24 protein-coding genes are annotated in these 25,279 nt (G+C 57.0%); 4 read left to right on the top strand and 20 right to left on the bottom strand.

Annotated features, from left to right (window positions below; genetic code table 11):
• Window positions 1-25: 25 nt before the first annotated feature.
• Together KI379_RS32260 and KI379_RS32265 are read right to left on the bottom strand one after the other, a co-directional pair.
• A complete protein-coding gene (locus KI379_RS32260; RefSeq protein ID WP_212986099.1) occupies window positions 26-616 on the bottom strand; it encodes a permease in 591 nt (196 codons plus the stop codon).
• Window positions 617-735: 119 nt separating this feature from the next.
• On the bottom strand, window positions 736-1,365 hold the full coding sequence (locus KI379_RS32265; protein WP_212986100.1) for a TetR/AcrR family transcriptional regulator: 630 nt from the start codon (window positions 1,363-1,365) through the stop codon (window positions 736-738).
• A gap of 556 nt (window positions 1,366-1,921) precedes the next feature.
• Between KI379_RS32265 and KI379_RS32270 the strand changes: the two genes are divergently transcribed.
• Window positions 1,922-2,377 carry a MarR family winged helix-turn-helix transcriptional regulator gene (locus KI379_RS32270; RefSeq protein WP_145142454.1) on the top strand — a complete coding sequence of 152 codons (456 nt, stop codon included), beginning with the start codon at window positions 1,922-1,924 and terminating at the stop codon, window positions 2,375-2,377.
• 175 nt (window positions 2,378-2,552) lie between these two features.
• Here the strand turns inward: KI379_RS32270 and pruA are convergent, their stop codons facing one another.
• From pruA to KI379_RS32330, 12 genes are all read right to left on the bottom strand, one after another.
• Complete coding sequence (gene pruA, locus KI379_RS32275; protein WP_089549832.1) at window positions 2,553-4,124, bottom strand: L-glutamate gamma-semialdehyde dehydrogenase; 1,572 nt, start codon at window positions 4,122-4,124, stop codon at window positions 2,553-2,555.
• An 18-nt stretch (window positions 4,125-4,142) separates the two neighbouring features.
• Entirely contained in the window at window positions 4,143-5,057 is a 915-nt protein-coding gene (locus KI379_RS32280; RefSeq protein WP_076176165.1) for a proline dehydrogenase family protein, read from the bottom strand.
• 18 nt (window positions 5,058-5,075) lie between these two features.
• Window positions 5,076-5,975, bottom strand: coding sequence for an arginase (rocF, locus tag KI379_RS32285; RefSeq protein WP_212986101.1), 900 nt, complete (start codon window positions 5,973-5,975; stop codon window positions 5,076-5,078).
• Window positions 5,976-5,981: 6 nt separating this feature from the next.
• Window positions 5,982-7,187 (bottom strand): ornithine--oxo-acid transaminase, encoded by a 1,206-nt coding sequence (gene rocD / locus KI379_RS32290; protein ID WP_212986102.1) that lies wholly within the window; start codon window positions 7,185-7,187, stop codon window positions 5,982-5,984.
• A 202-nt stretch (window positions 7,188-7,389) separates the two neighbouring features.
• A complete protein-coding gene (locus KI379_RS32295) occupies window positions 7,390-7,716 on the bottom strand; it encodes a thioredoxin family protein (RefSeq protein WP_076176171.1) in 327 nt (108 codons plus the stop codon).
• Between the two features lie 141 nt (window positions 7,717-7,857).
• Window positions 7,858-8,475 carry a hypothetical protein gene (locus tag KI379_RS32300; RefSeq protein ID WP_076176173.1) on the bottom strand — a complete coding sequence of 206 codons (618 nt, stop codon included), beginning with the start codon at window positions 8,473-8,475 and terminating at the stop codon, window positions 7,858-7,860.
• Between the two features lie 212 nt (window positions 8,476-8,687).
• On the bottom strand, window positions 8,688-9,284 hold the full coding sequence (locus tag KI379_RS32305) for a YdeI/OmpD-associated family protein (RefSeq protein ID WP_076176175.1): 597 nt from the start codon (window positions 9,282-9,284) through the stop codon (window positions 8,688-8,690).
• Window positions 9,285-9,338: 54 nt separating this feature from the next.
• The gene (locus tag KI379_RS32310; protein ID WP_212986103.1) at window positions 9,339-10,256 is read right to left on the bottom strand and encodes an aldo/keto reductase; all 918 of its coding nucleotides are present in this window, start codon (window positions 10,254-10,256) and stop codon (window positions 9,339-9,341) included.
• A 72-nt stretch (window positions 10,257-10,328) separates the two neighbouring features.
• Window positions 10,329-10,892, bottom strand: a complete 564-nt coding sequence (locus tag KI379_RS32315; RefSeq protein ID WP_212986104.1) for a class I SAM-dependent methyltransferase — start codon at window positions 10,890-10,892, stop codon at window positions 10,329-10,331.
• 377 nt (window positions 10,893-11,269) lie between these two features.
• The gene (locus KI379_RS32320) at window positions 11,270-11,473 is read right to left on the bottom strand and encodes a hypothetical protein (RefSeq protein ID WP_212971439.1); all 204 of its coding nucleotides are present in this window, start codon (window positions 11,471-11,473) and stop codon (window positions 11,270-11,272) included.
• A gap of 310 nt (window positions 11,474-11,783) precedes the next feature.
• Window positions 11,784-12,524, bottom strand: a complete 741-nt coding sequence (locus tag KI379_RS32325) for an SDR family NAD(P)-dependent oxidoreductase (protein ID WP_212986105.1) — start codon at window positions 12,522-12,524, stop codon at window positions 11,784-11,786.
• Between the two features lie 67 nt (window positions 12,525-12,591).
• A complete protein-coding gene (locus KI379_RS32330) occupies window positions 12,592-12,975 on the bottom strand; it encodes a tautomerase family protein (RefSeq protein WP_212986106.1) in 384 nt (127 codons plus the stop codon).
• Window positions 12,976-13,113: 138 nt separating this feature from the next.
• Here KI379_RS32330 and KI379_RS32335 point away from each other — a divergent pair, with 138 nt between their 5' ends.
• Window positions 13,114-14,037, top strand: coding sequence for a LysR family transcriptional regulator (locus KI379_RS32335; RefSeq protein ID WP_212986107.1), 924 nt, complete (start codon window positions 13,114-13,116; stop codon window positions 14,035-14,037).
• A 79-nt stretch (window positions 14,038-14,116) separates the two neighbouring features.
• On the opposite strand, the gene KI379_RS32340 is transcribed toward KI379_RS32335, so the two are convergent.
• Window positions 14,117-14,839 carry an AAA family ATPase gene (locus KI379_RS32340; RefSeq protein WP_212986108.1) on the bottom strand — a complete coding sequence of 241 codons (723 nt, stop codon included), beginning with the start codon at window positions 14,837-14,839 and terminating at the stop codon, window positions 14,117-14,119.
• Between the two features lie 28 nt (window positions 14,840-14,867).
• Window positions 14,868-16,208 carry an aminotransferase-like domain-containing protein gene (locus KI379_RS32345; RefSeq protein ID WP_212986109.1) on the bottom strand — a complete coding sequence of 447 codons (1,341 nt, stop codon included), beginning with the start codon at window positions 16,206-16,208 and terminating at the stop codon, window positions 14,868-14,870.
• Between the two features lie 142 nt (window positions 16,209-16,350).
• On the opposite strand from KI379_RS32345, the gene KI379_RS32350 reads away from it, so the two are divergent.
• Window positions 16,351-17,301: a DMT family transporter gene (locus KI379_RS32350; protein ID WP_212986110.1), complete on the top strand. Its 951-nt coding sequence runs from the start codon at window positions 16,351-16,353 to the stop codon at window positions 17,299-17,301.
• A gap of 195 nt (window positions 17,302-17,496) precedes the next feature.
• Here the strand turns inward: KI379_RS32350 and KI379_RS32360 are convergent, their stop codons facing one another.
• From KI379_RS32360 to KI379_RS32375, 4 genes are all read right to left on the bottom strand, one after another.
• Window positions 17,497-20,742, bottom strand: a complete 3,246-nt coding sequence (locus KI379_RS32360; RefSeq protein WP_244879525.1) for a DEAD/DEAH box helicase — start codon at window positions 20,740-20,742, stop codon at window positions 17,497-17,499.
• Window positions 20,739-22,370 (bottom strand): SWIM zinc finger family protein, encoded by a 1,632-nt coding sequence (locus tag KI379_RS32365; RefSeq protein WP_212986111.1) that lies wholly within the window; start codon window positions 22,368-22,370, stop codon window positions 20,739-20,741. Before KI379_RS32365 ends, KI379_RS32360 begins: the two co-directional genes overlap by 4 nt.
• A gap of 61 nt (window positions 22,371-22,431) precedes the next feature.
• Window positions 22,432-23,634 (bottom strand): MFS transporter, encoded by a 1,203-nt coding sequence (locus KI379_RS32370; RefSeq protein WP_212986124.1) that lies wholly within the window; start codon window positions 23,632-23,634, stop codon window positions 22,432-22,434.
• Between the two features lie 104 nt (window positions 23,635-23,738).
• Window positions 23,739-24,167, bottom strand: a complete 429-nt coding sequence (locus tag KI379_RS32375) for a DnaJ family domain-containing protein (protein WP_244879526.1) — start codon at window positions 24,165-24,167, stop codon at window positions 23,739-23,741.
• A gap of 203 nt (window positions 24,168-24,370) precedes the next feature.
• Between KI379_RS32375 and KI379_RS32380 the strand changes: the two genes are divergently transcribed.
• A complete protein-coding gene (locus KI379_RS32380) occupies window positions 24,371-25,231 on the top strand; it encodes a CPBP family intramembrane glutamic endopeptidase (protein ID WP_212986112.1) in 861 nt (286 codons plus the stop codon).
• Window positions 25,232-25,279: the final 48 nt, after the last annotated feature.

The raw sequence follows: 25,279 nt of genomic DNA on the forward strand, positions 1-25,279 counted from the left end.
CAAATTTCAGCAAAAGTCCGGAAGATCAAATCCCGATCAGATCGGATATAAACGAGCCCGTCAGCAGGACGGCCATGACCGCAGCAGCCCATACCGCTTTGGCAGGAAAGGCGCCTCCGGCGATTTCCGACGCGTTGCGTGCCCTTAATCGCACTGACCGATAATACATGACGGCACCCACGGCAATAAGAAGAACTTCCAAAGCGCCGCTGATGAAAGGCCATTTCCATAAGCCGAACCCCATTAAAGGCAATGAGCCCAGATTTCCCGGCAGAATCGGCATGTCACTCCGGTGCACCAGCAGATCGAGCAGCCAGTGGCTGAAGACCACGCCGCCGATAACCCCTGCACTTCGCTTTCCCCATAGCCTCCACGCTCCAAGGCCGGCAAGCAGGGCGATGATCAGCGCACTGACCAGCGAATGCGTATAGTCTGCATGGATAACGGCTCCGCCGTATCCTCCACCATCCGTTTCCACGGTTGTCTCCATTCCCGTAAGCAGCAGCGGCACAAAAATGACGTCAAGCAATTGCGTGCCCAGCATGATCGCCCACAGCGGAGTTTTGGGACTTGCGGCTTTGGCCGCTGCGGCGAGTCCAAAATGACCTGCGAACATCTTACTTCCCCTCCTTTTTCGTCGTCCGGCCGATTCGGGAATCAAGCCAACCGCAAACCACCGTAAACAAAAGCATCAGAACGATAAAGCTCATCCTTCAACCTCTCCTTTGTGGATCGTTATTTATCCGGCGCATGTTGTGCGCGGAAGCCCAGCAGCAAAACCTCGATCGCTTCACGAAACGTGGGAAGCAGACGCTCCATCAATTCCTCGGCCGATTCTTCGGACAGCTGATAGGTGCCCACAATGCCGTGAAGCAGGTAAAAATAAATCCGGGTGGCCGACAGCAGCCGCTCGCTTCCCTCCGGTAAATCCAGACACTGCCGGACAGCCTGCATCAGCAGACGGAACATCCCGTTACGGACGCGGTTAATCTCAAGCTCGGGCTCCGCTTCGTCCACCCTTACGGAGCGTGCCTCAAAAAAGATGCGGTGCATATTGCGGTGAATCAGGCAAAAGCGGATAAAATCCAGGCTGATTTGCCTCAATGCTTCTTCCGGCTCCAGCTTTCCGGACACCTTTTCCTCAATCTGAAGCTGCAATTCCGTTAACGCCGGGATGGACAGTTCGTGGAGCAGCGCCTCCTTATCTTCAAAATAAATGTAGATCGCTGTATGGGAGCAGCCGGCTTCCTTGGCCACTTCCCTCATGGTGACGACATCGTACCCTTTGGCCGCGAAAAGCCGGCCGGCCGCATTCAAAATGTCCTGCTTGGTTTGTTCGGATCGAACTTGTTTTTTTCTGGGCATCTGGGTGTTTGTTCCTTTCGGCCTTTTTTAACTAACCAACGGTTACTTAATCTGTATGCTATAAATATAACCAATGGTTACTTATTCGTCAATCCTTTTTTTAGGAGATCAGAAAGTATAAATTTCGGAGCTTCTGCTTCCTGATCCCGCAAGAAAAACTTCCTCTAGACACGGTCTCCGGGCGCCTTATTGTACTTGCAGGCAAAAAAAAGAGCAGCCGCGTCGCGGCTGCCATAAAAAAAGGAATCCTGAGAGTTATAAAGAGAGTAATCGATGTCGAATTAAGCGAATGAATGGTTGCACATTCGGATCACATAATCCTATCGATTGATAAGTAAGAGCTTATTGGATATAAGCTTACTTTTAATAAGTGCATGGAAAAGTATATATCTTCCACAAGCGGTTTGTCAAGCACATACCGTCCCCATGGAACCCATCCGGTGAAAGTTGACGGTATCTTAAAATCAAACTAACATGTCATTAGGACCAATTAAATGCATGAACGGACGTTTCGAGCCGAGCCGGCTTGTCCGTTGCCTCCAGGAGGGAGATTAATTTGCATTCTACATCTACAGAACTCGCGACCCGATATTTTGAATTGATGGACAGACTTCCAAGAATTATAGATTATGCCGGTCTGGTTCGCCAGGTAAAGCTAAGCACGACAGAATCGTTTATACTTCAATATTTGAAAAATAGCGGCAGCCAGCGCGGAACGGACATCGTCAAGGTCACCGGCCTGACCACCAGCGCCATTACGCAAATCTGCGACAAGCTGGAGCAGGAAGAGCTCATCGTGCGCAGCCGCAGCGAGCAGGACCGCCGGTTCGTTAACATCTCGATTACGGACAAAGGCTCTGCGCTGCTGAAGAAGCTGGCAGAAATGAGCGCCGTCCGCATCGTCGAGACACTGGGAAATTTGACGGACGATGAAACCGAGCATCTGCTGGACACCATCCGTCAGCTTGGCGAGCTCATTCAGCTGCAGCGGAATGAGCGGCAGGCACAGTGATCCCCCTCAACATGTGGATCTGAAGCAACAAGTTTGAATCCGAAGAAAAAGGGCTCTAGAAGCGTTGTACTTTCGAGAACAAACCCAATAAAAGCACCCTGAATTGCGGCGAAACGCCGGCAAGTCAAGGTGCTTTGTCATTTATCCAGGCATGACCCGCCACGGAAGTGCAGGCTCAAGGAAGCTTGCGGGAGGTCACCTTCGCCTGGGTGAACAGCAGCAGGTAATCATGCCCGCCGGCTTTCGAGTCGGTCCCGGACATGTTGAAGCCGCCGAAGGGCTGGCCGCCCACGAGCGCACCGGTACACTTGCGGTTGACATACAAGTTGCCGCAGTGCATGCGTTCCAGCGCAGCCGAGATCCGGTTCTCGTCCGTCGAAAAGAACGATCCGGTCAATCCGAACTCCGTATCGTTATAAATCTCGATCGCTTCCTCCCAATCCCGTGCAGATACGACCGCCAGCACCGGTCCGAAGATCTCCTCCTGCATGATCCGTCCCTTGACCGGGACATCGGTAAAGATGGCCGGCCGGATATAATACCCGGCTTCCCCGACCTGTTCCCCGCCGGTCACAAGACGCCCTTCTTCCCTGCCGATCCCAATGTACTCCAAAATTTTGTCCCGCGACTTCTCATCAATGACCGGTCCGACCGGCGCGTTATCCTCTGGAGATCCCACCTCCAGCAGGTTGGTCAGCTCCGTCACGCGGGCAAGCACCTGATCGTAGACCGACTCGACGATGATCGCCCTCGACCCGGCGGAGCATTTCTGCCCCTGGTAGCCAAAGGCCGAGACCACGATGGCCTTCGCCGCCGCTTCCAGATCCGCCGTCTCGTCCACCACGATACCGTCTTTGCCGCCCATCTCGGCGACGACCCGCTTGATCCAAATCTGCCCCTCAGCCTGCTCCGCGGCCAGCTTGTTGATCCGGAGGCCGACCTCCTTCGAGCCCGTGAAGCTGATGAACCGGGTCTGCGGATGCGCCGTCAGGTAATCGCCGATGACGGCCCCGCTTCCCGGCACAAAGTTGATGACCCCGTCCGGGAATCCGGCTTCCTTCATCAGCTTGAAGAACTGGTAGGCGATAACGGACGTGTTCGATGCGGGCTTGAGCAGGACGGTGTTGCCGGTCACCACCGCGGCCGTCGTCATGCCGGCACATATGGCCAGCGGAAAATTCCACGGCGGGATAATAATGCCGACGCCCAGCGGGATGTACTGCAGCCGGTTCTCTTCACCCGGCACCCGCGGCAGCGGCTGGTGCAGTGACGTCTCGCTGAGCCGGACGGCTTCCCTGGCGTAATACTCCATAAAATCGATCGCTTCCGCCGTATCCGCATCGGCCTCAGCCCAGTTTTTACCGGCTTCGACGACCATCCAGGCGGAAAATTCGTGCTTGCGCTGGCGCAGCAGGGAAGCCGCCTTGAGCAGCAGCGCCGCCCGCTCGGTGGCTGTCGTTCTTTTCCAGGTGGCAAAAGACTTTTGCGCCTGCTGCATCGCCTGCTCCGCAAGGTCGGTACCGGCCTGGCTCATCCGGCCGACCACCTCCCGCACATGGCCGGGATTCCGCGAGACCAGCTCCTGCTCCGTGTATACCTCTTTTCCGCCGATCACGACAGGATAACGATGTCCCAGCTGCCCTTTCACGGCGGCCAAAGCTTTCAGAAATGCTTCGCGGTGCTCCGGCTGGTTAAAATCGGTGAAGGGCTCATTTTGAAATGCGGCGCTCCAGGCAAACGAGTTCATGGCTACCTCACTCCCTTTTTACTTAAAAGTATTTTTGAGCACAAACCAGACATTGGCCGGCCGTTCCGCCAGCCTGCGCATGAAATACCCGAACCAGTCCACGCCGAACGGGACGTATACCCGGAACCGGTAGCCCTCCTCGACAAGCTTCAGCTGCAGTTCCTCGCAGATGCCGTACAGCATCTGAAACTCGAACCGGGAGCGCGGAATCCCCTCCTCTTCGATGAACCGTTTAGCCTCGCTGAGGATCCGCTCGTCATGGCTGGCGATCGCCGTGTAGCTGCCGGACCGCAGGTGCAGCTTGATCAGACGAATCAAATTGTCGTCCACGTCTTCCTTCCGGGGATACGCGACGCTTGCGGGCTCCTTGTACGCCCCTTTCACCAGGCGCAGATTGACCCCTTGGGCGCCCAGTTCCTTCACATCCTCCTCCGACCGGTACAAATACGACTGGATGACGATACCCACATTGTCATACCCGCCTCGCAGCTTCTTCAGCATGTCGATCGCCGGCTGGCAGTGGGCGTGGTCCTCCATGTCGATGCGCACGAACAGTCGGTAGCTCTGCGCCCTGGCCAAAATTCTCCGCATCAGCTCAAAGCATAAGTCCGGGCTCAGATCCAGACCGAGCGACGTCAGCTTGAGCGACAGGTTGGCCTGCACCTTGGACCGATGGATCGCATCCAGCGTTTTGAGGCACATGTCGGCCGTCTCGCGCACTTCCTCCTCGCTGCTCGTGAACTCCCCCAGGTAATCGAGGGTGGCCATCCGCCCGCTGGCGTTCAGCTTGCGGACGGCGTCGATCGCATGCTCGATCGATTCGCCCGCAACGAAGCGCCTGGCCCCGAGCCGGAGTCCGTACCGTTTGGCCCATCGGTTCGCCGCCCGGTTTTTGGCCAGCGTCAAAAACAAAGACTTCATGGCTTTCTCCAAGGAGACGCCTCCTTTCGCCTACAAAATCCGGCTGCCGAACAAGGAGCCGAGCAGCTCCACCGCCAGCTTCGAGGTCTGGTTGTTCCGGTCAAGGCTGGGATTGACCTCCACCATATCTACGGATGTGATGAGGCCGGATTCGCTCATCAGCTCCATAGCCAAGTGGGCTTCGCGGTAGCTGAGCCCGCCGCGGACCGGCGTACCCGTTCCGGGCGCCTCAAACGGATCGACACTGTCGATGTCGAAGCTGACGTGCAGGCCGTCCGTGCCGGTCCCGGCGATCCGCAGCGCCTCCTGCACGACATGCTCGATGCCCAGCCGGTCGATCTCGTACATCGTGAAGCAGGTGATGCCCCGCGAGCGAATGAGCGTCTTCTCGTCCCGGTCCAGATCACGGGCGCCGATGATGACGCAGTTCTCCGGCTTCAGTTGAACGGCGCCGGGCAGGATCTGCGTCAGCTTCAGCTGCGTTAAGCCGAGGGCGGCTGCCAGGGGAATGCCGTGCATGTTCCCGGATGGACTGGTGATCTCGGTGTTCAGGTCCGAATGGGCATCCACCCAGATGACGCCCATGTTCGGGTAATGCCGGCTGAGCCCGGCCAGCGAGCCCATGGCGATACTGTGGTCCCCCCCAAGCATGAGGGGAATGCTCCCGGCTGACGCCGCCGATGCCGCCTCCCGCGCCAGCTGTGAGCAGACTGCCATGACCTGGTCCACATGCTTCATACGCGTGGTGGGATAGGGCGTCAGGCTGGAGGGCAGCTGGATCCTCCGCCCGGCGTCCACATCGTAGCCAAGCTGCTCCAGCTTTTTGACCAGACCGAACTTCAGGATGCTGTCCGGCCCTTGCTCGCTTCCCGGCCGTCCCGCCCCGTAACCGAACGGTACGCTGATAATCGAAATGGTTGGTTGCCCCATACGTTTTCACGCCCTCCCTTGACCGGTGAATACCTCCCCAATTCGGCTGAGCGCAAATTCTAGTTCTTCTTCGGACAGGATGAGCGGCGGCGCAAACCGGATCGTGGTATCATGGGTTTCCTTGCATAACAGGCCGATTCGGGCCAGCGCCTCGCAGTAAGGTCTTGCCGCCACAGACAGCTGCAGCCCGATCAGCAGGCCGCGACCGCGGACCGAGACGATATCGGGATGGGAGATCGATGTAAGCTTTTTCATAAACAGGCGCCCAAGCGTTTCGGCACGCTCCGCCAGCTTCTCCTCCTCCAGCACATCCAGCGCAGCGGCCGCCACCGTGGAAGCCAGCGGATTGCCGCCAAAGGTCGAGCCGTGCGAACCCGGTTCAAACACGTCCATGATCTCCCGGTCTGCCGCGACGGCCGAAACGGGCAGCACGCCCCCGCCGAGGGCTTTGCCCAGGATGTACACGTCCGGAACGACGCCCTCCCAATCGCAGGCAAAGCGGCGTCCCGTCCGGCCGAGCCCCGTCTGAATTTCGTCGGCCATCAGCAGGATCTGATGACGGCGGCACAGCTCCCGCACCTGGGTTAAATAGCCTTCAGGCGGCATCACAATCCCGGCCTCACCTTGAATCGGCTCCACAAGAAAAGCCGCCGTGTTCGGCGTAATAGCCTGCTCCAGCGCGGAAGCATCGCCGTAAGGGATGATCCGGAAGCCGGGTGTGAACGGCCCGAAATCCCGTTTATACGCCTCTTCGGAGGAGAACGAGGTGACGCTCAGCGTACGCCCGTGAAAGTTTCCGGTACAGACAATGATCTCGGCTTGATTCTCCGGAATGCCCTTGATCCGGTAGCCCCATCGCCTAGCCATTTTCAGCGCGGTTTCCACCGCTTCGGCGCCCGTGTTCATCGCCAGAATCTTGTCCTTGCCGGTATATGCCGCCAGCTTGCTCACAAAGATGCCGAACGCCTCGCTCTGAAACGCCCGTGATGTAAGAGTCACCTTGCCGGCCTGTTCCTGCAGCGCCTGCATGATTTTGGGGTGCCTGTGGCCGTGATTGAGGGCGGAATATGCGCTGAGCATATCCATATACCGATGTCCGTTCAAATCCTCAACCCATACGCCCTCCGCCTTATGAATGACGATCGGCAGCGGATAGTAATTGTTGGCGCTGTGCTCATCCATCATTTGCAGAATCTCGTCTGTCGTTGCCATGGCTGCACATCCTTCTCTTGGCATCATGTTCTCACCCTATGTGTATTGCTCTCCATTTCATTTCATGTTTGTAAAAATCCCGTAACGGGTGTATGCCAAATAACCCGATGGGGCGGGCTTTTCCAAAAGAAAAAGCACCCTCCGTCTTCACGTTCTACCGTGAATCGGGGGTGCTTGGCCGATGGCTTCGGTTCATTGCAAATTATTGCTTGGACTCCAGCGTTTGAAGGTATTCCGATACTTCACCAGGCGTTTTGGCGAATTTGCTGTGCAGATGGGCGATTTTCTTCCCGTCCTTGTACACGAGCAAACTTGGGATGCCGCGCACATCGTTCTGGGAAGATACGTCCTCCAACTGCTCTACATCCAGTGCATAAAATTTCTTATCCGGATGTTTGGCCATGATGTCCGGCATAAATTTATCGAGCGTTTTGCAGTCCGGGCACCAGGTTGCATCGTACTTGATGACCGTGATGCCGTCCCCTTGAATCAGTTCGTTATATTGGGCTTCCGTTTGAATACGTTCCATGATCCTATCCCCTTTGTCCATTAGTCGGTATACAGCGGTCCGGCAGGCTGCCGGACACCCGGCGATGTAAGTGTAACCAAAATCATTACAATTCAGCCGTTACCTGTATTGTATCCGTTTATGAACGATTTTGCAAAGGACTTACATGGAATGCATCTCATGCCCCGTTACCGGAACTTCTCCGGCAGGGACCGAATGGCTGAATATAGCTGCAGCGCAGAGGGTCACGACCGGCAGGATAATATACAGCATCCAAAAGGACAGCCGGATCGGCATCAGAGCGGGCACCTGTCCAGCCCCTTCCGTCCGCTCTTCTTCGTCCGCAGCCTCCCGGGCCTTGTATTTCTGGTTATGAATCAAATACATGACCATGGCGGTCATCGCAATAAACAGCGCATCCATAATAAACAGCATGACGTCCCACCTTGCCCGGGGAATCATCTCGCCGAGCATAGCGCCATGCAGTCCGCCCATGATCCCCCCGCCGATGCCCTCAATGACCGCCAGCAGATGGAGCGGCTTGCCGACCAAATAGCCAATCGCAAAGCAAAACAGCACCGACAGGCCGGTAGACAGTACGAGGTCGCCGGCAAACATCATGCCCAGGATGACCCCGATCGTCAAGTTGGAGATCAGCCCTGTCGTCATCGCCACCATGTTGCCGGTCATGTTTAAAAGATGCTGCCGGTGAATTTGGACATACCCGATACATACCGCCGTATACACCAAAACCATCACCACGCTAATATTTAACAGCATGAAGCAAAACCCGCCTTTCTGGATGCGGCTATTCAGGTTTGGCCGCCCCGCCCCTTCCGCCTTTTTCCGATGATTCAGCTATAAACAGCCTATTCGGAAGAGCACCGTAATATTCAGGAAGGAAAGCGCTGCAGCAGGTCAAAGAACGGACAAAGCCTCCGTCGTTGACGGAGGCTTCGGCTGATCATGGTGACTGAGGGCTGGTGCACAATCTAAGGATATATTTTTTCGCCTTTTTCCAGCATGTCGATAAACTGGTCGATTCGTTTAGCCCTCGTTTCGGGCTTCTTGGCGCTCTGGACCCGGAATAAGACGGCGTATTTGTTGCGGCTGTCCAGCGTCGCAAAAAAGGCTGCCGCATCCGGATGCTCCTCGAACTTCCGCTCCAGATCCTCGGGAATTTGCGACCGGCTCTGGGATGCATAGGCCTGCTCCCACTGGCCTTTTTGTTTGGCTTCCTCGATCGCCGCAAGACCGGCCGGCTTCATCCGGCCTTCTGTGACAAGGCGCTCCGCCTTCTCCTTGTTGATCTTGGACCAGATGCTCCTCGGTCCGCGCGGGCCGAACCGCTGAATCCAATACGTCTCGTCCCAGGCCTCCTTGCGGCTGTCGATCCAGCCGTAGCAGAGTGCAATCTCTAATGCTTCGTCATACGTGATGGATGGGATGCCGGATCCCTTCTTGGCCATCTGCAGCCGAATGCCGCGTGAATCGGCATGATGCGCTTCGAGCCACTCCTCCCATGCCTGCTGACTCTCAAAAAAGATCACGGGCAGTTCTTCCCGCCCTTCTCCTGTTTTACTGGACATAAGTCGGTCTGCTCCTCCTTTAATCAGGAATGTGCCGAACGCCTGCTTCCCTGTTTATTTCCACGCCCGCGGATGCGTATCCTGGACCATATCGAGGTCCGCAGCGGCCGCATTGGCCTCGACCTGCTCCGGGCTCTTGCAGCCCGGGATCACGCAGTCCACGGCGGGGTTCTGCAGACACCAGGCCAAGGCCCACTGGGCCATGCCCACGCCTTCGGGCACCTCGGTCCGCTGGATTTCCTCCACCTCGCGGAGGCGGGCATCGATGTTGTCGCGCTCATGCCGTTTGCGCACGTTATCCTGGAACACGGCGCCGGGCTTGTACTTGCCGCTTAGATAACCGCTGGCCAGCGGCACTCTCGCAAGGACGCCCAGATCCTGCTCGATGCAGGACGGAAAGACACGCTCTTCCGGTTTCCGGTCGAGCCGGTTGTACACGACCTGAATCGCTTTGGCGTTCAGCTCCGTCGCCCGGGAAGTCTGCTCCAGGTTATCGTTGCTGCCGATGGAAATGCCGAGGTTGCGGATTTTCCCGGCCTGCACCTGCTTGTCCAGCAGTGTCCACAGATCGTCGTTGTGAAATACTTCATCCGAGCCCGAGTGGAACTGGTACAGGTCGATATAGTCCGTTTGCAGCGCTTTCAAGGATTCATCCAACTGGACGAGAACTTCATCTGCAGACCAGGCGTTTTCCCAATGATCATGCCAGCGGTGGCCGAATTTCGAAGCCACAATCCAGTCCTCGCGGCGGTCCCGCTTCAGAAAGTTTCCGATGAGGCTCTCGGACAGGTGATGCGGACCATAGCATTCCGCCGTGTCGATCAGGTTGATGCCGAGATCCTTCGCCTTATGCAAAATGGCGTCCGCCTCCTGCTGGTTAAAGTCCTTCCCCCAGTCTCCCCCGAACTGCCATGTTCCGACACCGACCACCGATACCTTCAATTCCGTTTTTCCAAGCCGTCTGTATTTCATTCTCAAGCCACCTCTCCTGTGAATGGGTTTGCATTTTTAGCGCTGCACAGCTTCCGCCGGGCGATACACACGTTATTTTTGAAAAACGATGCTGTAATACTTGTCCGACCACGGCTGCCTGCTGAGCACCTTGAGGCCAAGCTCCTCTCCCATGCGGGCCATGTCCGATGAGGAGATGCGGTGATCCGAAGGCGGTTCGCTGTCCGGATAAGCCCATTCCACGCAGAGCGCCTTGCCTCCGTTTTTGAGAACGCGCTGCACTTCCTTCAATCCCTGCTCATGCGGCTCGGCAATATGCAGGACGAGGGACAGGATCATCACGTCCACGCTTTCTTCCTCTAGCGGAATCTGTTCTGCCGTCCCCTGAATCAGCCGAATATTCGTAACGCCCCGCTCTTCAGAACGGGTCTTCAGCATGTCCAGCATCTGCGGATGGGTATCCAGCGCATAGACCGTTCCGGAAGTTCGTGCTGCCGCCGGAAACGTGAAGTAACCGCTGCCTGCCCCCACATCCAGCAGGTCCTCGTGCCCGGACAACTCCAGCAGGTCCAGCAGCTTCTCCGGGGGAAGCTTCTCCAGGCGTTCCGGGCTCTCCAGCCGCGCGATCAGCGTCGGGTCGTACTCTTCTGCAGCCACTTGCTCATCCTCCTTGTCGGATATCCCCATACGAGATATCACCCTTATTTTCTTCATCCTACCATTATCAGCCATAGAGACACAATCGCCTAACGGTGCATGCCCTGGAGAAAACTCCGGACCCCAAGTCTTCCTCCTGTGCAGGACTCAAGCAAGGCCTCCAAGCGAGTGGTCACGACCCGGGTATGGATGCTCAGGCCGGGGAAATTAGACCGACTGAGAACGGCTGAAAAACTTCGGATCGGGCGGGTATTTCTAACGATGCAAAATTTTTGACGATGCAAAGGATGAAGAGGATGCAGAGGATGCAAAGCAAAAAGGCAGCCTGTTCAGGCTGCCACTTGGAAGTTACTCCTGGTATGCAAGTATATCCTGCGCTAATCCGGTTCTCTCTCCGAATGCTGTACCGAATCACCGGTTTCTGCACTTTGCCGCTCCGAGTCACTGGTTCCCGCATCCTCCTGCTCCGCACACGGGAAGCATTTCAACGACTGGTCCTCCAGCACCACGCCATTCAAAAAACCGTTCTCGCAATAAATGTCCCTGCCGCAATCGCGACATTTGCCGATCCATTCGCGCATCGGGCAATCCCTCCTGACCCCGCGGATTCTAACCGCGGCTGGTGTAATCCGTCTTTTCCAAGTGGAGCTAAGATCAGGTTACCTCGTTTGGAGTCCTTCACGCAACGGATATGCTGTGGATATACCGTGGATATTCTGTGGATATGTTGTTATTTACTGTGGATATGATGTGGATATATTGTGAAACGCTTCGGATGTGCGGAAGATTTTGCATCTACGATCCCGAAATCCCCTTGTTTTCGAGACGTACGGCCGGCCGCTCGCCTCTTTTACAATTCTGCCGCCCCTTCTGCCCGATAAGATGTCCTTTTTACATCGTCTGCCCTGCATCCACCGTGATGACCTGCCCGGTCAGCGAATCCTGTTCGACCACGGCACAGATCATATGGGCGATATCTTCAGGCGAAGAAATCCGGTTCAGCAGCAAGGAGCCTGCCAGCTGCTCCATCTGTTGCTCGCGCCCGGCCCACCATCGAGTGGCCACCGCCCCCGGCGCGACGCTGCTCACGCGAATCTCCGGGGCCAGCGCCCGGGCGAGCGAGCGGGTCAGTCCATGCACCGCGGCCTTGGACACGGCATACGGCAGAGAAGAGCCGCTGCCCGTAATGCCGGCGATGCTCCCCAGGTTGACGATCACGCCTTGTTTTTGCTTTTTCATCTCGGCAGCTGCCGCCCTGGCGCAGTAGAACATCCCTTTCACGTTGATCTGATAGAGCTCATCCCACGCCTCGTCGGTCACGGATTCCAGGTCATTCATGGCAATATACCGGGTAATGCTGGCGTTATTAATCAAAATATCGACCGAACCGAACTCCCTGGCAGCTCTGCCTACCATCGCCTGAACCTCTGCCTCTTTAGCTACATTGGCTTGGACCGCAACGGCTGTGCCGCCGCCCTCCTGAATGGTCCGAACCGTTTCCTCCGCGTCTTCCCGCGACCGGGAGTAATTGACGACCACGCGGGCTCCCCGCTTCGCCAGCTCAATGGACACCGCTCTCCCGATTCCGGTTCCCCCTCCCGTGACGATCGCTGTTTTATGCTGAATGTTCATGTGATCAGCTCTCCTTTCAAATTCCTAAATTGGGTCAGAAATTCGTTGATGTCTTTCCGAAATCCAATCACGGGGCCATCTGCGCGATGCCGTTGCCGAATGACCAGTTTTCTGCCGTATTTTCCGTTAAAATGATCATGACGTCCTCCGGCCGGATGCCCGCCGATTGCTGCAGCCTTTCCGCGATGGCGGCATACAGCGCCTTTTTCTTTACGAGCGTCCGCCCCTGCTTCAGCGTAATCTGTATAAATAGCTGTCCGTCGGACCGTTCTACGTTTAAGTAACTGCGGTCGTACAGCAGCTCCCCCGTCCCATGCCGGGTAATCACCTGAAAATAGTCGTCCTCCGGGACGTCGATCGTATCCACCATCGCCTGATGTATGGTGCGGCTGATAATAACCAGTTCTTCTTCCGAGGGCCCCTGCCCCACATCTATCCGCACAAATGGCATGTTCCATAACCTCCTGTAGCTTCCGTTTTCTTTCTGCCGGCAATCATATTGTAATCCCGGGGATCCTATTTGTATAATTGAATTAAATAAACGACGAATTCAAAAATATTGAACCATACAGCAGGAGGCAAACATATCATGGACCTGAAAGCTGTCAAAACCTTTCACCGGATCGTCGCGCTTGGCGGCTTTAACCGGGCGGCCGAAGAACTGAATTACGCCCAGTCCACTGTCACGATGCAAATTCAGAAGCTCGAGTCGGAGCTCGGCGTCCGGTTGATCGAACGGGGCAAAACCTTTCAGCTCACCGAAGCGGGCCGCCTTTTTCACGAGCAGAGCGCACATATCGTCAAGGATGTGGAGCAGCTTCAAGGCACCATGAAGGAGCTGCTGTCGGGGGAAGCTAGCCATCTCCGTCTTGGCGTCGTAGAGCCCATTGCCAGCTACCGGCTGCCGGAGATCCTCGCTTCTTTTCTGCGCGATTACCCCAATATACGGGTATCCGTGACGATTGCCAGCTCGCCCCAGCTGAACGAACAGGTGCTGCGGGGAGATCTGGACATGGCAATTTGTTCTCCTCCCCAGCTTGGTGCCGGGCTTTATTATGAACCGCTGCTGACCGAACATTTTGTCGTCCTCATGCCGGAGGATCATCCGCTGGCATCCAGGGAGCTCGTCACGCCAGCCGATTTTAGAGGGCATCGCCTGCTGATTACGCAAGCCGACTGCCCTTACCGCCGGAAGCTTGAAATGATCATGCAGGAGCCGGGCGGCCCGCCTATGGATGCGATGGAAATCGGCAGCATGGCTGCGCTGAAATTTTACGTGCAGAGCGGATTGGGCGCTGCCCTCGTGCCGCTGACCGTTCTGCAGCCTGCACCTGCCGGAACAGTAATCCGTCCTTTTAAAGGCAATGCCGTCAACATCACCTGCGGTTATGTGTGCCGGTCGGCTGAATACCCGCCGCGCCTGGCCGCCTCCAGACTATATGAGGCTCTGCAGCGGGGGCTGCCGCAGGCAGAGGCGGAGGAACCCTTCGAGGCAGTCCGGCGGAATGCGTAAGTTTGATCCATGACAACAATCGAGCCCACGCAAACAAGCCCATTTCCTCGAAATGGGCTTTTAACATGGAATATCCGTTTCAGTCCCCGTCCTCCTCCTCAAACAGCTCGCTCAGCACACGCTTCCGGTTTTCAAGAAAACGGCGGGTGATGATATAGTGCATCGTATCTTCATATTGAACCTCTTGGGGAGGATGGACGTCAAAATTGATGATATCCGCATCGGGATAGCCCAGCAGGATCGGCGAATGGGTCGCGATGATAAACTGGGCCTCTTTCTCCAAATCCTTGATCACCTTCAGCAGCGCCAGCTGCCGCGCTGGAGATAAGGCCGCTTCGGACTCGTCCAGCAGGTAGATAGCCTTTTTACCGAACCGGTGCTTGAACAGCGACAGAAAGGCCTCCCCATGCGACTGCTCATGCAGAGATCGTCCCCCGTAATAACGTAAGCTGGCAGGCATGGTGTCCAGATGGCTGGCAAAATGATAAAACGTCTCCGCGCGCAGGAAAAACCCGTTCGTCACTTTGGGCATCCAGGACAACCGGATATGGTCGCCAAGCGCTGATTGGGAAGCATCCACCTCATACGCGTTGTTTCTGCTCCCGCCTGCCGTGTTGAATCCGCACCGGTCTGCGATTCCTTCCATCAGCGTGGATTTGCCCGACCCATTTTCCCCGACAAAAAAGGTGACGTTTCCCCGAAACGACAGGGACTCCAAATTCCGCAGCGCCGGGATGGAAAAGGGATACTCGTTTCCCTTGGTATGTTCATTGCGCAGAATGGTCAAGCTTCGTAAAAACATCGGTCTTCTCCCTTCATCATGGATCGTCCTACCCGATCTCCCGAATCACCTGCTCAATGCCGGACTCGATGTCCGGCTCCTTGACGCTGGACACATTCAGCTTGAGAAGCGGCTCTTTCACAAACGAATCAAGGTAACCCGCGTCTGCCGTTTCGACCCGAATGAACTTTTTGTGCAGCCGCTGGATCACCTGACGGGCACGGGCAGCATCCTCCAGCTTCAGATAGGTGTGGACACCCCGCTGCCGGGCCGGCTGGTAGGTAAAGTGAGACGATTGCGTACTTCCTGCATGCACCATGATCGTTTCATGCAACAGGGCGGATCTTCGCCCATAGCAGCTGCGCATTTTTTTGCGGTGGCGCTCGAACATGCCGCTCTTAAGGTACAGCTCCAGGGCCGCCTGGGAGAGCATTGAGCTGTCGATATCCGCCAGTTTTTTGAATTGGTTGAAATCGTTCCGCAGCGCCTCTGGGAGCACGGCCACACCGATCCGCAGACCCGGAAATATGATCTTGGAATAACTCTTTAAATAGACGACATGCGCGGAGTCATCGTACGCATAGATCGGGTCCTCTTTGGCATCCTGCTCCAGATCGGCCATGTAATCGTCCTCGATAATATAGACGTCGTACTGGGCCGCCAGACGGGCGATAGCTTTCTTTTGCGACCGGTTATAGGATCCTCCCAGCGGATTGTGGAAGCGTGGCACCGTATAGAACCACTTGATCTCCCTGGTCTTAAACATCCGTTCCAGCTCATCCAGATCGATGCCGTCGCCCGACCGCCGGATCCCTTCTGCTTCTATGCCGTACGTCCTCAGGTACTCCATCAGCAGCGGATAACACGGCTGTTCCACCAAAACCCGGTGCCTGCCGTTCGGAAACGGAATACGCGCCAGCAGCCCCAGCGACTGCTGTACCCCGGAAGTAATGAAGATACCGCGCTGATCGGTGAACACCTGGTAAGAGGCCAATTGGCGCTGCATCTCGCGGATCAAGGACGGCAGTCCCTGAGGGGTTCCGTAAATGAACAAGTCGTTGCGGTACATATCGATCGCTTTATTGATACAGTGCTGAAAATCCAGGTATGGAAAAATATCCGGATCCGGCGCGGCCGCCGTAAAATCGATCCACCGGTTTCCCGGATTCTGCTTTTTTCCGGACCGCTTCATCACGTAATAACCGCTCTTGGGGGCGGCATAAATCAAATGCTTGTCCTGCAGCTCCTCCAACGCGCGGATCACCGTGCTTTTGCTGCAATCATAGCGCTTTGACAGCTCCCGGATTGACGGCAGCCTGTCCCCCTCCTTATAGGCGTCACCCGAGATTTGCAGTTCCAAATCGTTGATCAGCTCGGCGTATTTATACATCGTAACGCCTCCTCCCCCGCTCTTTTGTACCGGTACAGATGATGATTATTGATATTGTAGCACAGCCGCGCCCCCCGTAAAATGAAACCATCCACAGGACCGGTCCATAAAGCGCGCGCAGTGATTAGGGAGGTCTGACTATATGAATGCTTCTTCGAATAAAAAAGCGGTCGCGGCCGCGCTCATCAACGCTTTGATCATCGGGTTGTCTTTTATTTTCGTTAAAATCGCGCTCAGCGTATCGGATCCGCTCGACACGCTTGCCCATCGCTTCACGCTGTCCTTTCTGGCGGCAACGCTGTTCGCTTTTCCCGGACGGGCCCGAATGAAGGAAGTCATGCCCCGGACAGCCGCGCTGCTTCCGCTGGCCCTTCTTTACCCTTCGCTGTTTTTTGCCTTACAGGCATTTGGACTGCTCTACGCCTCGTCTTCGGTGGCCGGGATCGTTCAGGCGGTCGTGCCGGTATTTACGATGATTCTGGCTGCGATCTTCCTTAAGGAGCACACGACGTTTGCCCAAAAAATGTTCACCCTGGTTTCGGTGGCCGGTGTCATTCTGATCTTCGCCGTGCCCGGGATCAGCATCTCCTCCGCCAGCCTTGGCGGTGTTCTGCTGATTCTCCTGTCCGCCCTGTCCATGGCGGGATATAATACAGGCGCCCGGAGGATGACCAAAACCTGGCGTCCAAAGGAGATGACCTACATCATCACCTTCTTCGGCTTTGTGTTTTTCAACGCCATATCGGTGATTAAGCATGTATCTCAAGGGACGCTCAGCCAGTATTTCACGCCGTTCCTGGAGCCTAAATTTCTTCTGGCCGTGCTGTACCTTGGCGTGTTGTCCTCCCTGGTCACTTCGTTTCTGACCAACTATGCCCTGTCCCGCATGGAGGCCTCCCGCGTCAGCGTCTTCGGCAGCCTCTCCACCGTCGTGACGATCGCCGGCGGCGTGCTGCTGCTGAACGAGCGTCTGGACTGGTACCACTGGGTGGGAGCTGTCCTGATTATCGGCGGCGTAATGGGTGTGAACCTGAAGCGGCGCCAGGGAGTGCGGGCGGATCAGAGCAAGGAGCTTGGGAGCTCCAAAGGATAATGCGTGTTGGGCTTTAGCCTTAGTCGGCCACTTGGGCATGAAGGCAGTCCAAAACAGGCAGCACAGGAATCAAGGATAATGCGTGTCATGCGTTCTAACAGCAAAAAAACAGCTGCAAATCCTGCAGCTGTTTTTCACACCTCAACTAATGATACATGCCTCCAGCTTCTATCTCAGCTTCTCCCTTTGCTGTCCCTACCAGTCACGCCGCAGCGTAAACAGGTCCTTCAGCGCTTCGGTCGACAGCTCGGTAATCCAGCTTTCCGTACTGGAAATGACATTATCGCTGAGCTGCTGCTTGCTCTCCAGCATCTCGTCGATCCGCTCCTCCAGCGTGCCGAGCGAGATGAACTTGTGCACCTGCACGTCCTTGGTCTGGCCCATCCGGTAGGCCCGGTCCGTCGCCTGGTTCTCCACTGCGGGGTTCCACCAGCGGTCGAAGTGGAAGACGTGGTTGGCCGCAGTCAGGTTCAGACCGACGCCCCCCGCCTTGATCGACAGGATGAACACACCGGGCTGCTCGGCAGCCGGCAGCGACTGGGACTGGAACTGTTCGATCATCCGGTCCCGAGCGGTCTTGGACGTGCTGCCGTTCAAATACAGCACCGGCTCCTGCAGCTCCTGACCCAGGACCCGCTGAAGGATCTGGCCCATGCCGATATACTGCGTAAAGATCAGGCAGCGGTCGCCCTCTTCCCGCAGTTCCTTGACCATGGCCAGCAGCCGTTCCAGCTTGGCTGAGCGACTGATGAGCCGTTCGGTGTCGAGCTGGCCTCCTGAGGATTCAGCTGCTGTCCGTGCAGCAGCCTCATGCTCTGGCGCCTTTGCTTCGGCTGAAGTTTCCGCAGCCAAGTCAACGGCATCAACTGTGCCAGCCGAAGCCCGTCGATTACTTATAGCCGCTTCGCCGCCCTCAGTCTCATGCTTTCCGGCAGTCTCCAGATTACCCGAAACTCCTGGAGCGTTTGAATCACTCAGGACACCTGAGTCAACCGCACCGTCCGTGCCTGCCGCTGCGCCCGCCGTGCCAGAAACCGCAGCCATATCCGCGGGATCCACAAAGTTGTCGACCGATTCCCCGGTCAGGAGCACCGGATGGTCGCAGACCTGCTTGAGCTGTGTCAGGGCCGACAGAATAGCCCCCTTCCGCTGAATGCCCTCGAGCTTCTGCACCCGGTTCATCAGGTCGTTGACCGTCTGATCGTAGAGGGCGCTCTGCTCGGCGGTCAGGTGGATATAGGTTTTCATCTCGTTTTTTTCCGGCAGCTCCAGCTGGATGTGCGGATCCTTCTTCTTCCGCCGCAGCATAAACGGCTTCACCAGCTTTTGCAGCTGCGCCGTCCGCTGCTCGTCCTGATCCCGCTCGATCGGCTGAATAAAGCGGACCTGGAAGCTCCGAAGGCTGCCCAGATATCCCGGGTTCATAAAATCGTACAGCGACCACAGCTCGGAAAGCCGGTTTTCGATCGGCGTTCCGGTCAGCGCGATCCGGTGCCGGGCCGGAAAGCTGCGCACGGCGGCCGACTGCTTCGTCTGGGCGTTCTTGATGTTCTGCGCCTCGTCCAGGCACAGCGATTCCCAGGCGAACTCCTTCAGCAGGTCCTGATCCAGCGTCGCGGTCGCGTACGAGGTCAGGACCACATCGGCCTCGCGTAGTTCTTCACGGAGCGCCGCCTCGCCCGACCGGCGGCTGCCGTAATGCAGCAGCACCTTCAGCGAAGGCGCAAAGCGGCTGATCTCCTTCTGCCAGTTGCCCAGCACCGAGGTCGGGCAGATCAGCAGCGAAGGCAGGCGCCGTTCTCCGGATGCGTCCGCCGTCTCCTTCAGGTGCAGCAAATACGTGATAAACTGGATGGTTTTCCCCAGGCCCATATCGTCGGCAAGGCAGGCGCCCAGCCCAAACCGGCGCAGAAACGCAAGCCAGGAGAACCCGTCGTACTGGTAAGAACGCAGCTCGGCCTGCAGCCCGGATGGAACGTCCAGCTTCGGCCAGGCCGACTTCTGGCTGAGCTGGTTCATCAGCGTCAGAAGATGCTCGTTCAGCTCCACTTCGAGCTCGATCCGAGCCGCTTCATCCGGATCTTCGTCCGCCTCTTCTTCCTCGCCGTCCTCCCGCTTCCGGGCGCCGGCATCCTCGTCCTTCCGCTGGAGATGCAGATGCAGAACGTCCTGAAGGGACAAGCCCTGCGAGCTGTCGACTCCTTCCATCATCTGGCCGATCTGCTTGATCAGGCTGGGGTCGAGCGTAATCCATTCGCCGCGGAAGCGAACCAGCCGCTCGTTGCGGGCGACCAGCTCCTTGAATTCGTCCTCCGTAATCTGGAGGTCACCGATCGACACCCGCCAGTCAAACTGAATGATCGAGTCCAGGCCGAACAGTGAGCTGCCCTGCCCTTTGGCGGCGGCCTCCTCGCCCTCGCCGGCCTTGACCTTGGCCCGCAGCTTCGGCTTCCGCCGGCTGGCGGCCTCCCACCATGCGGGCAGCAGCACCTGCCAGCCCGCATCCAGCAGACGGCGGCTGTCCGCCGTCAAAAACTGCCACGCCGCCGCGTCGGACAGCGGCTGGCCCAGCACGTCGCTGCGCTCCGCAGCCCGCACGCTCGCCGGCAGGCTGGCGCGCAGATGCTCCGCCCACCCGGCGGAGCGCTCGCGGATGTGGGCCGTCCAGACGTCCGGCCACACGCCGGATGCTTGTCCGTCCGCATCCAGACGGACAGGCACCAGCACCGACGGGTCCAGCTTGTCCTGCAGCACAAGCTGAAGGCGCCAGACGGGCTCGGCTTCGTCCGGCTCCAGCAGCTGCAGCACGGGCCGGAACGGCGCCGCGTCCGCTTTCCAGCCGATCGAGATGAGCCACGCCTGCTCGGTCAAGCCGGCGACGGCCCCCTCTCTCGCGAAGAGCATCGGGTACTCGCGGCGCAGGTCGGAAGCCGTCGCTTCCGTTCCATAGCATTCGCTGAATACCAGCGAAGAGAACGCGGCGCGCAGCCCCTCGGCGAACTCCGGCCCCAGGTCCCTGATCTCTTCCCGCGCTTCGGCATCCAGGCGGGATTCATCCCAGTTCCACTGAAGCTTGCCGGACTGAAACGCGGGCAGGCTCGGGTTGTACCGTTTTTCACGAACGCAGGTCATCAGCGCAGGAGCTAGCCGGATCAACGTCTCGGTCCCTTCGTCTCCCGCCCACTGGATGTGGGCAAGCAGGTCAAGCTGGGCGAAGAACGCGATGACGTACTCGGCCGGCAGAATGACCAGCTCGATGTCCTGCACCTGCTGAACGTCCAGCTGCGTACCGTACAAAGTCTCTTCATGCCAGGCGAACAGCCTATGCTTCAGGTCGATGCCGGGCACGGTCCGGCGCGTTGGCGTCGAGCCGTAGATGAGCGCGTCGCCGTACCCGCTGAGCCGGGTATGGATCGTGATGGTGTCGGTGTATGGAATCATGGGATCAACTTTCCTTTCCGAAGCTCTTCCTGAAGCGCGCGCAGCCGGCTGTGGCGGCTGGAAAACACGATGATGAATTCTTCCCAGCGCTCCTCCCGCTTCAATTTTTTGTACAGCTTGGCCAGACGCTTGAGCAGCTTGACCGCGGCTTTGTAGCCGGAGCGGTTCTTCAGGAGGACATGCCGCTCCACGCCTTGATGGTAGAAGGGCAGCAGCAGCTCAGGTGCCTGCTTCTCGATCGGCGCAAGCACGCTGACCCGAAACTCCAGCGGGTCCTTGCCGGAGCTGAGCTGCACGTCCATCCACAAGCGCCATTTTTCGTGAGCCAGCAGGTTATCTTCATAAACTTCCTTGGAATACGGCAGCATCCCAGCGAGGGTATGCCACATGGACTCCTCCGCTTCGGGCACATGCCGGACAAAGGTGTTCCAATAGGCGGCATATTCGTGCAGAGGCTCCTTCCGGTGATTGCTGAACAGAGGAGCCAGCCGCACCAGCCATTCCTGCAGGCGGGCCCAATCCTCCGAAGCGGACAGCTCGTCCAGAAAGGAGGTCAGGAAGCCGTGCGGGATGATGGAAGCCTTGTCCGCTGCCTGCAGCCAGGACCAGGCCAGCCGGTCTTCCCCCATCAGGAACGCAATACGGGACTGGGCGAGCATCCACGGCAGCCGGGAGAGCGTATCGCCCAGCTCCTCTTCGGCGCTTTGCAGTTTCCGCATCTCTTCCTCATGCATCCGGGTGTCTGTGACGTTCGGATGGATCCATTTCAGCCAAAACCGGTCATAAATATCGAACAGATAACCTTGCTGCCCCGTTTCCGTCAGCATCTGCCGGCGCAGGTAGTTCAGCGTCTTGGTCACGCGCGGCCACAGATCTGGCTCGGCGGCCAGATCGATCCCTTCGCCAAGCAGCTGCAGCATGCCTCCCCGCAGTTCATCCGCGGCCACCTGCACGTGGTACCCCAAAAATGCCGGAGACCGTCCGCCCGGCACAATTGGCTTGATCAGCTTGATCAGCATATACAGCCTGGCATGGAGCTGATACAGCTGCTCCATGGCCGGAGTCAGGTCCGGCTTGACGGCGTTGATCGCATGTATGGCGTTTCGGGCATAGTGCGAGTTCTGGCTCGTAAATTCCAGCGGAGTGATGCACAGCTTGAAGAAGGCATGCCATTCGGAGAGGCTCATCTCCGCCAAATGGGCCGCCTTCTCCTTTAAAGCATCCGCCGCACTTCCCCGCTGCACAGGCCCGAGGTCTTCTTCAGCTTCCGTCTCCGGCAGATGGTGCTGGAGCCTGACGGTCGTATGCGCATTGACAATTGCATGCACGGACCGGCCCTGCCGGCTGACATACTCCAGGAGGGCGGCGATGGAATGCTTGCATCGTTCCCCGACCGGGCAGCTGCAGCGGCTGTCCTGAACCGACTCGGGATTCAGGTGGACACGGTAAGCCTCCCCGCCCTTCACCACGGCCTCAATTTCGCCATCCCCGCCGATCGACAGCTCCGCCACCCGGCCCTGTTTATAATATTGAAATCCGCGTTTGATCGTCAGGTCGTTATAATACTCCGCAACGCTGCGGATCAGCTCTTGCCACTGTATATCGTTTATAGTTTGGTTCACACTCATGATTGTTCATCGTCTCCTGAGAGAGCGTTAGGAAAAAGCGTGAGGAACCCCCACGCTTTCCCTACAGCAGTTCGTTTCTTTTTTTCAAATACCGGTACAGCACGAAGCTGACCGCCGAGCAGATCAGGGCGCATAAGCCGATAAACGAATATCCGGCCTGCAGTCCCCGGACCAGGCCTTCAGGGGTGCCGGCACCAAAAATATGCTTTACGCCGCTCGTGATGGCGCCGATCAGATAATTGCCGATCACGCTGCCGACCCCCATCAGGGTGACGGTGAAGGTGATGGCCGTATCGCTTCCTTTCACGTAACGCTTGGCGATAACCGCCATAACGGTCGGATAAATCGGAGCAATGCCGATGCCTGCGGCCGCAAACAGGAACGCGCCCCCTTCCCCGCTGACAATGGCGGCGAACGTGCACAGCCCCGAGAAGCCGGAGAGGATCATCAGCGACAGAATAAAACCGATCCGGTCCGTTACCGGGCCCAGGAAAAGGCGTGCCAGTGAGAAACACAGGAAAAAGATCGAGAGCATGCCCGAAGCTGCGGTCTGGTCCCAGTGATAGCTTTTCTCCAGAAAATTCACCAGCCAGCTGCCTACGGCCATTTCCGAAATGACCCCGAAGGTCAGCAGCAGCACGATCATCCACAAGGCCCGGTCCTTGGTCAGCATCCACAGCGAGATCCGGTCCTCCTGGACGGTATCGTCGCCCGGAAACCGGCCGAGCAGCGCCGGGATCATCGGAATCACCGCCAGCGCAAGCATCACCATATACATCTCACGCCAGCCGAGCGTCACGCCCATGATCGAAACGGACATTAAACCTGAGGCGATCATCGGCGCCACGATTGAACTGAGCCCGTAGAAAAAGTGCGACAGGTTCATCATCGTCCCGGTATTGCGCACGAAAATCCGCGCTCCCAGAATCGCCAGGCCGATTTCCAGCATGCCGTTGCCGATGTACATGAAAAAATAGGACGCCGAAAATAGAGAGTATGTTCGCGACAATAAGATGAAGACGCCCGAGAGAACCATCGACCCGAACGAGATCATGCTGACCCATTTGATCCCGATCTTGCGGGTAATATACCCTGTGAAGGAACAAGCCAGCAGATACCCGAGCGAATTGAGCGAGAGCAGGGTTCCAAGCTGCTGCTCGTCGAGTCCGAAATCCGCCTGGATGCGGGGAATCGCCGGACCCTTGATATTTTCCGAAAACCCAAAAATGATGAACCCGATAAAAACGGTCGCCAGCTGCAGCATATAGTTGCGGCCGGCCGGCTTGGCCGTTTTCACGTCGTTCAATTCCGCCTGTGTCTGCAATGATAAATCTCCTTAATCATAAAGTGGATGAACGTTTTATAGCATTAAACCCATTTGGGGTAGGCATTCTCCAAATTCGCTCTGGACACCAGCCCCTTCTGCAGCATCGGGTGCGGCACGATCCGGTTATACGTTCTGATTTTGTCGTTAACCGCTTCGAGTTCGGCCCGAAGCTCGTGATCCGAGCGGGGATTGTCAGCCAGACGCTTCAAATCCGCGGCGATTTCCTTCCGCAGCTCAGCCCAAGGAGGCTGATAATTGTTTTTCTTCAAAATGCTGCTGAACACGTCTTCGTCGTCGATCTTATGTGGCTTGCCTTTGCCCGGCAAATCGTCAAACCCGCCACGCTTCGCAAAATCGTCAATAGCCGATTCCACCAGCCCGTAACGTGTGGACATGTTCTGGTAGCGGTCTTCCGCTTCGGCCTTTTCGTCTTGATCTTTCGCTTCTTTGTTCTGATCTTCCCGTTCCACCCCAGTCACCTCTCCTTATGCCAGGATCGCCGATCCGTTATTTGGAGCCTATCGCATATCGTATAACCCCATTGTAGCATACCCCGGTCTTCCCTCTGCATGTCGTATTTCGAAAAGGCCGCAAATGATCTCCAGAGCTTTATAAATTCTTGATAATTGCCCCTTACCATAACATTAACAACTAACAAGAGAGGAAGTTATTCATGAAAATAACATCTGTTCGCTCCGCGGCGGCATTCAGTGTGACTGTGCTGCTGCTTACCCTGCTGGCCAATCTGTCCGGAAGCATGAATCTCGTCGCCATCAGCCAGCTTGCTCCAATGATCACCGTGCTGCTGATGCTGATCTTTGTATCCGGAAGAAAAGATTCTCTCCGTTCATCGGGGCTCCGCACGTTTGGCGGTCTCCGCTGGTATTTTGCCGCCATCTTGTCCATCGTCCCGATTGGAATCGGGTTTCTTGCCGCGTGGGCTTTCGGGATCGTTCAACTTCCGTCAGCCGAATTCCTAAGCCAAGGCACCGCCCGCTTCACCGTTTCCGAATATGCCTGGTATATCACCAAAAGCTCCTGGGCTCCTCAGATGCTGATCAGCATGCTGATCTTTTCCTTCGGAGAGGAAATTGGCTGGCGCGGCTATCTGCAGCCCAAGCTGACCGAGGCTTACGGTATCCGAAAGTCCATTCTGATCACCGCCGCCGTGTGGGCCTGCTTCCACTATCCTTTTTATCTGAACCAATACAATACGGACGGGAATGTGTGGATCAACCTTGTGCTGTTTACCGTCATGATCTTTCCGTTATCCGTATTTATGGGCTGGGTCCGCTGGCGCAGCCGCAGCATCTGGCCGGTCGTTGTCATTCATATGGTCATCAATTTGTCGCGGAGCTGGCTGGAGCAGCTGTTCTTCGATAAAGCTTCGGGCTGGTCTTACGTGGCCGGGGAGGGCGGGATCATTACCATTGCGGTATGGGCGGCCTGCGCGGCTGTAATCTGGATCAAGCTTGGAAAAAGCACCCGGGCTAAAAAAGCACCCGGTGAGCTGTCAGAGGTTAACGCGGGGTAATGCGGGACCCATTTTGCTGAAGTTTTTGTTGCGCTATTTCCTATACCT

It is taken from the genome of Paenibacillus cineris, from assembly GCF_018333335.1.
GTDB classification, from domain to species: Bacteria; Bacillota; Bacilli; order Paenibacillales; family Paenibacillaceae; genus Paenibacillus_AQ; species Paenibacillus_AQ favisporus.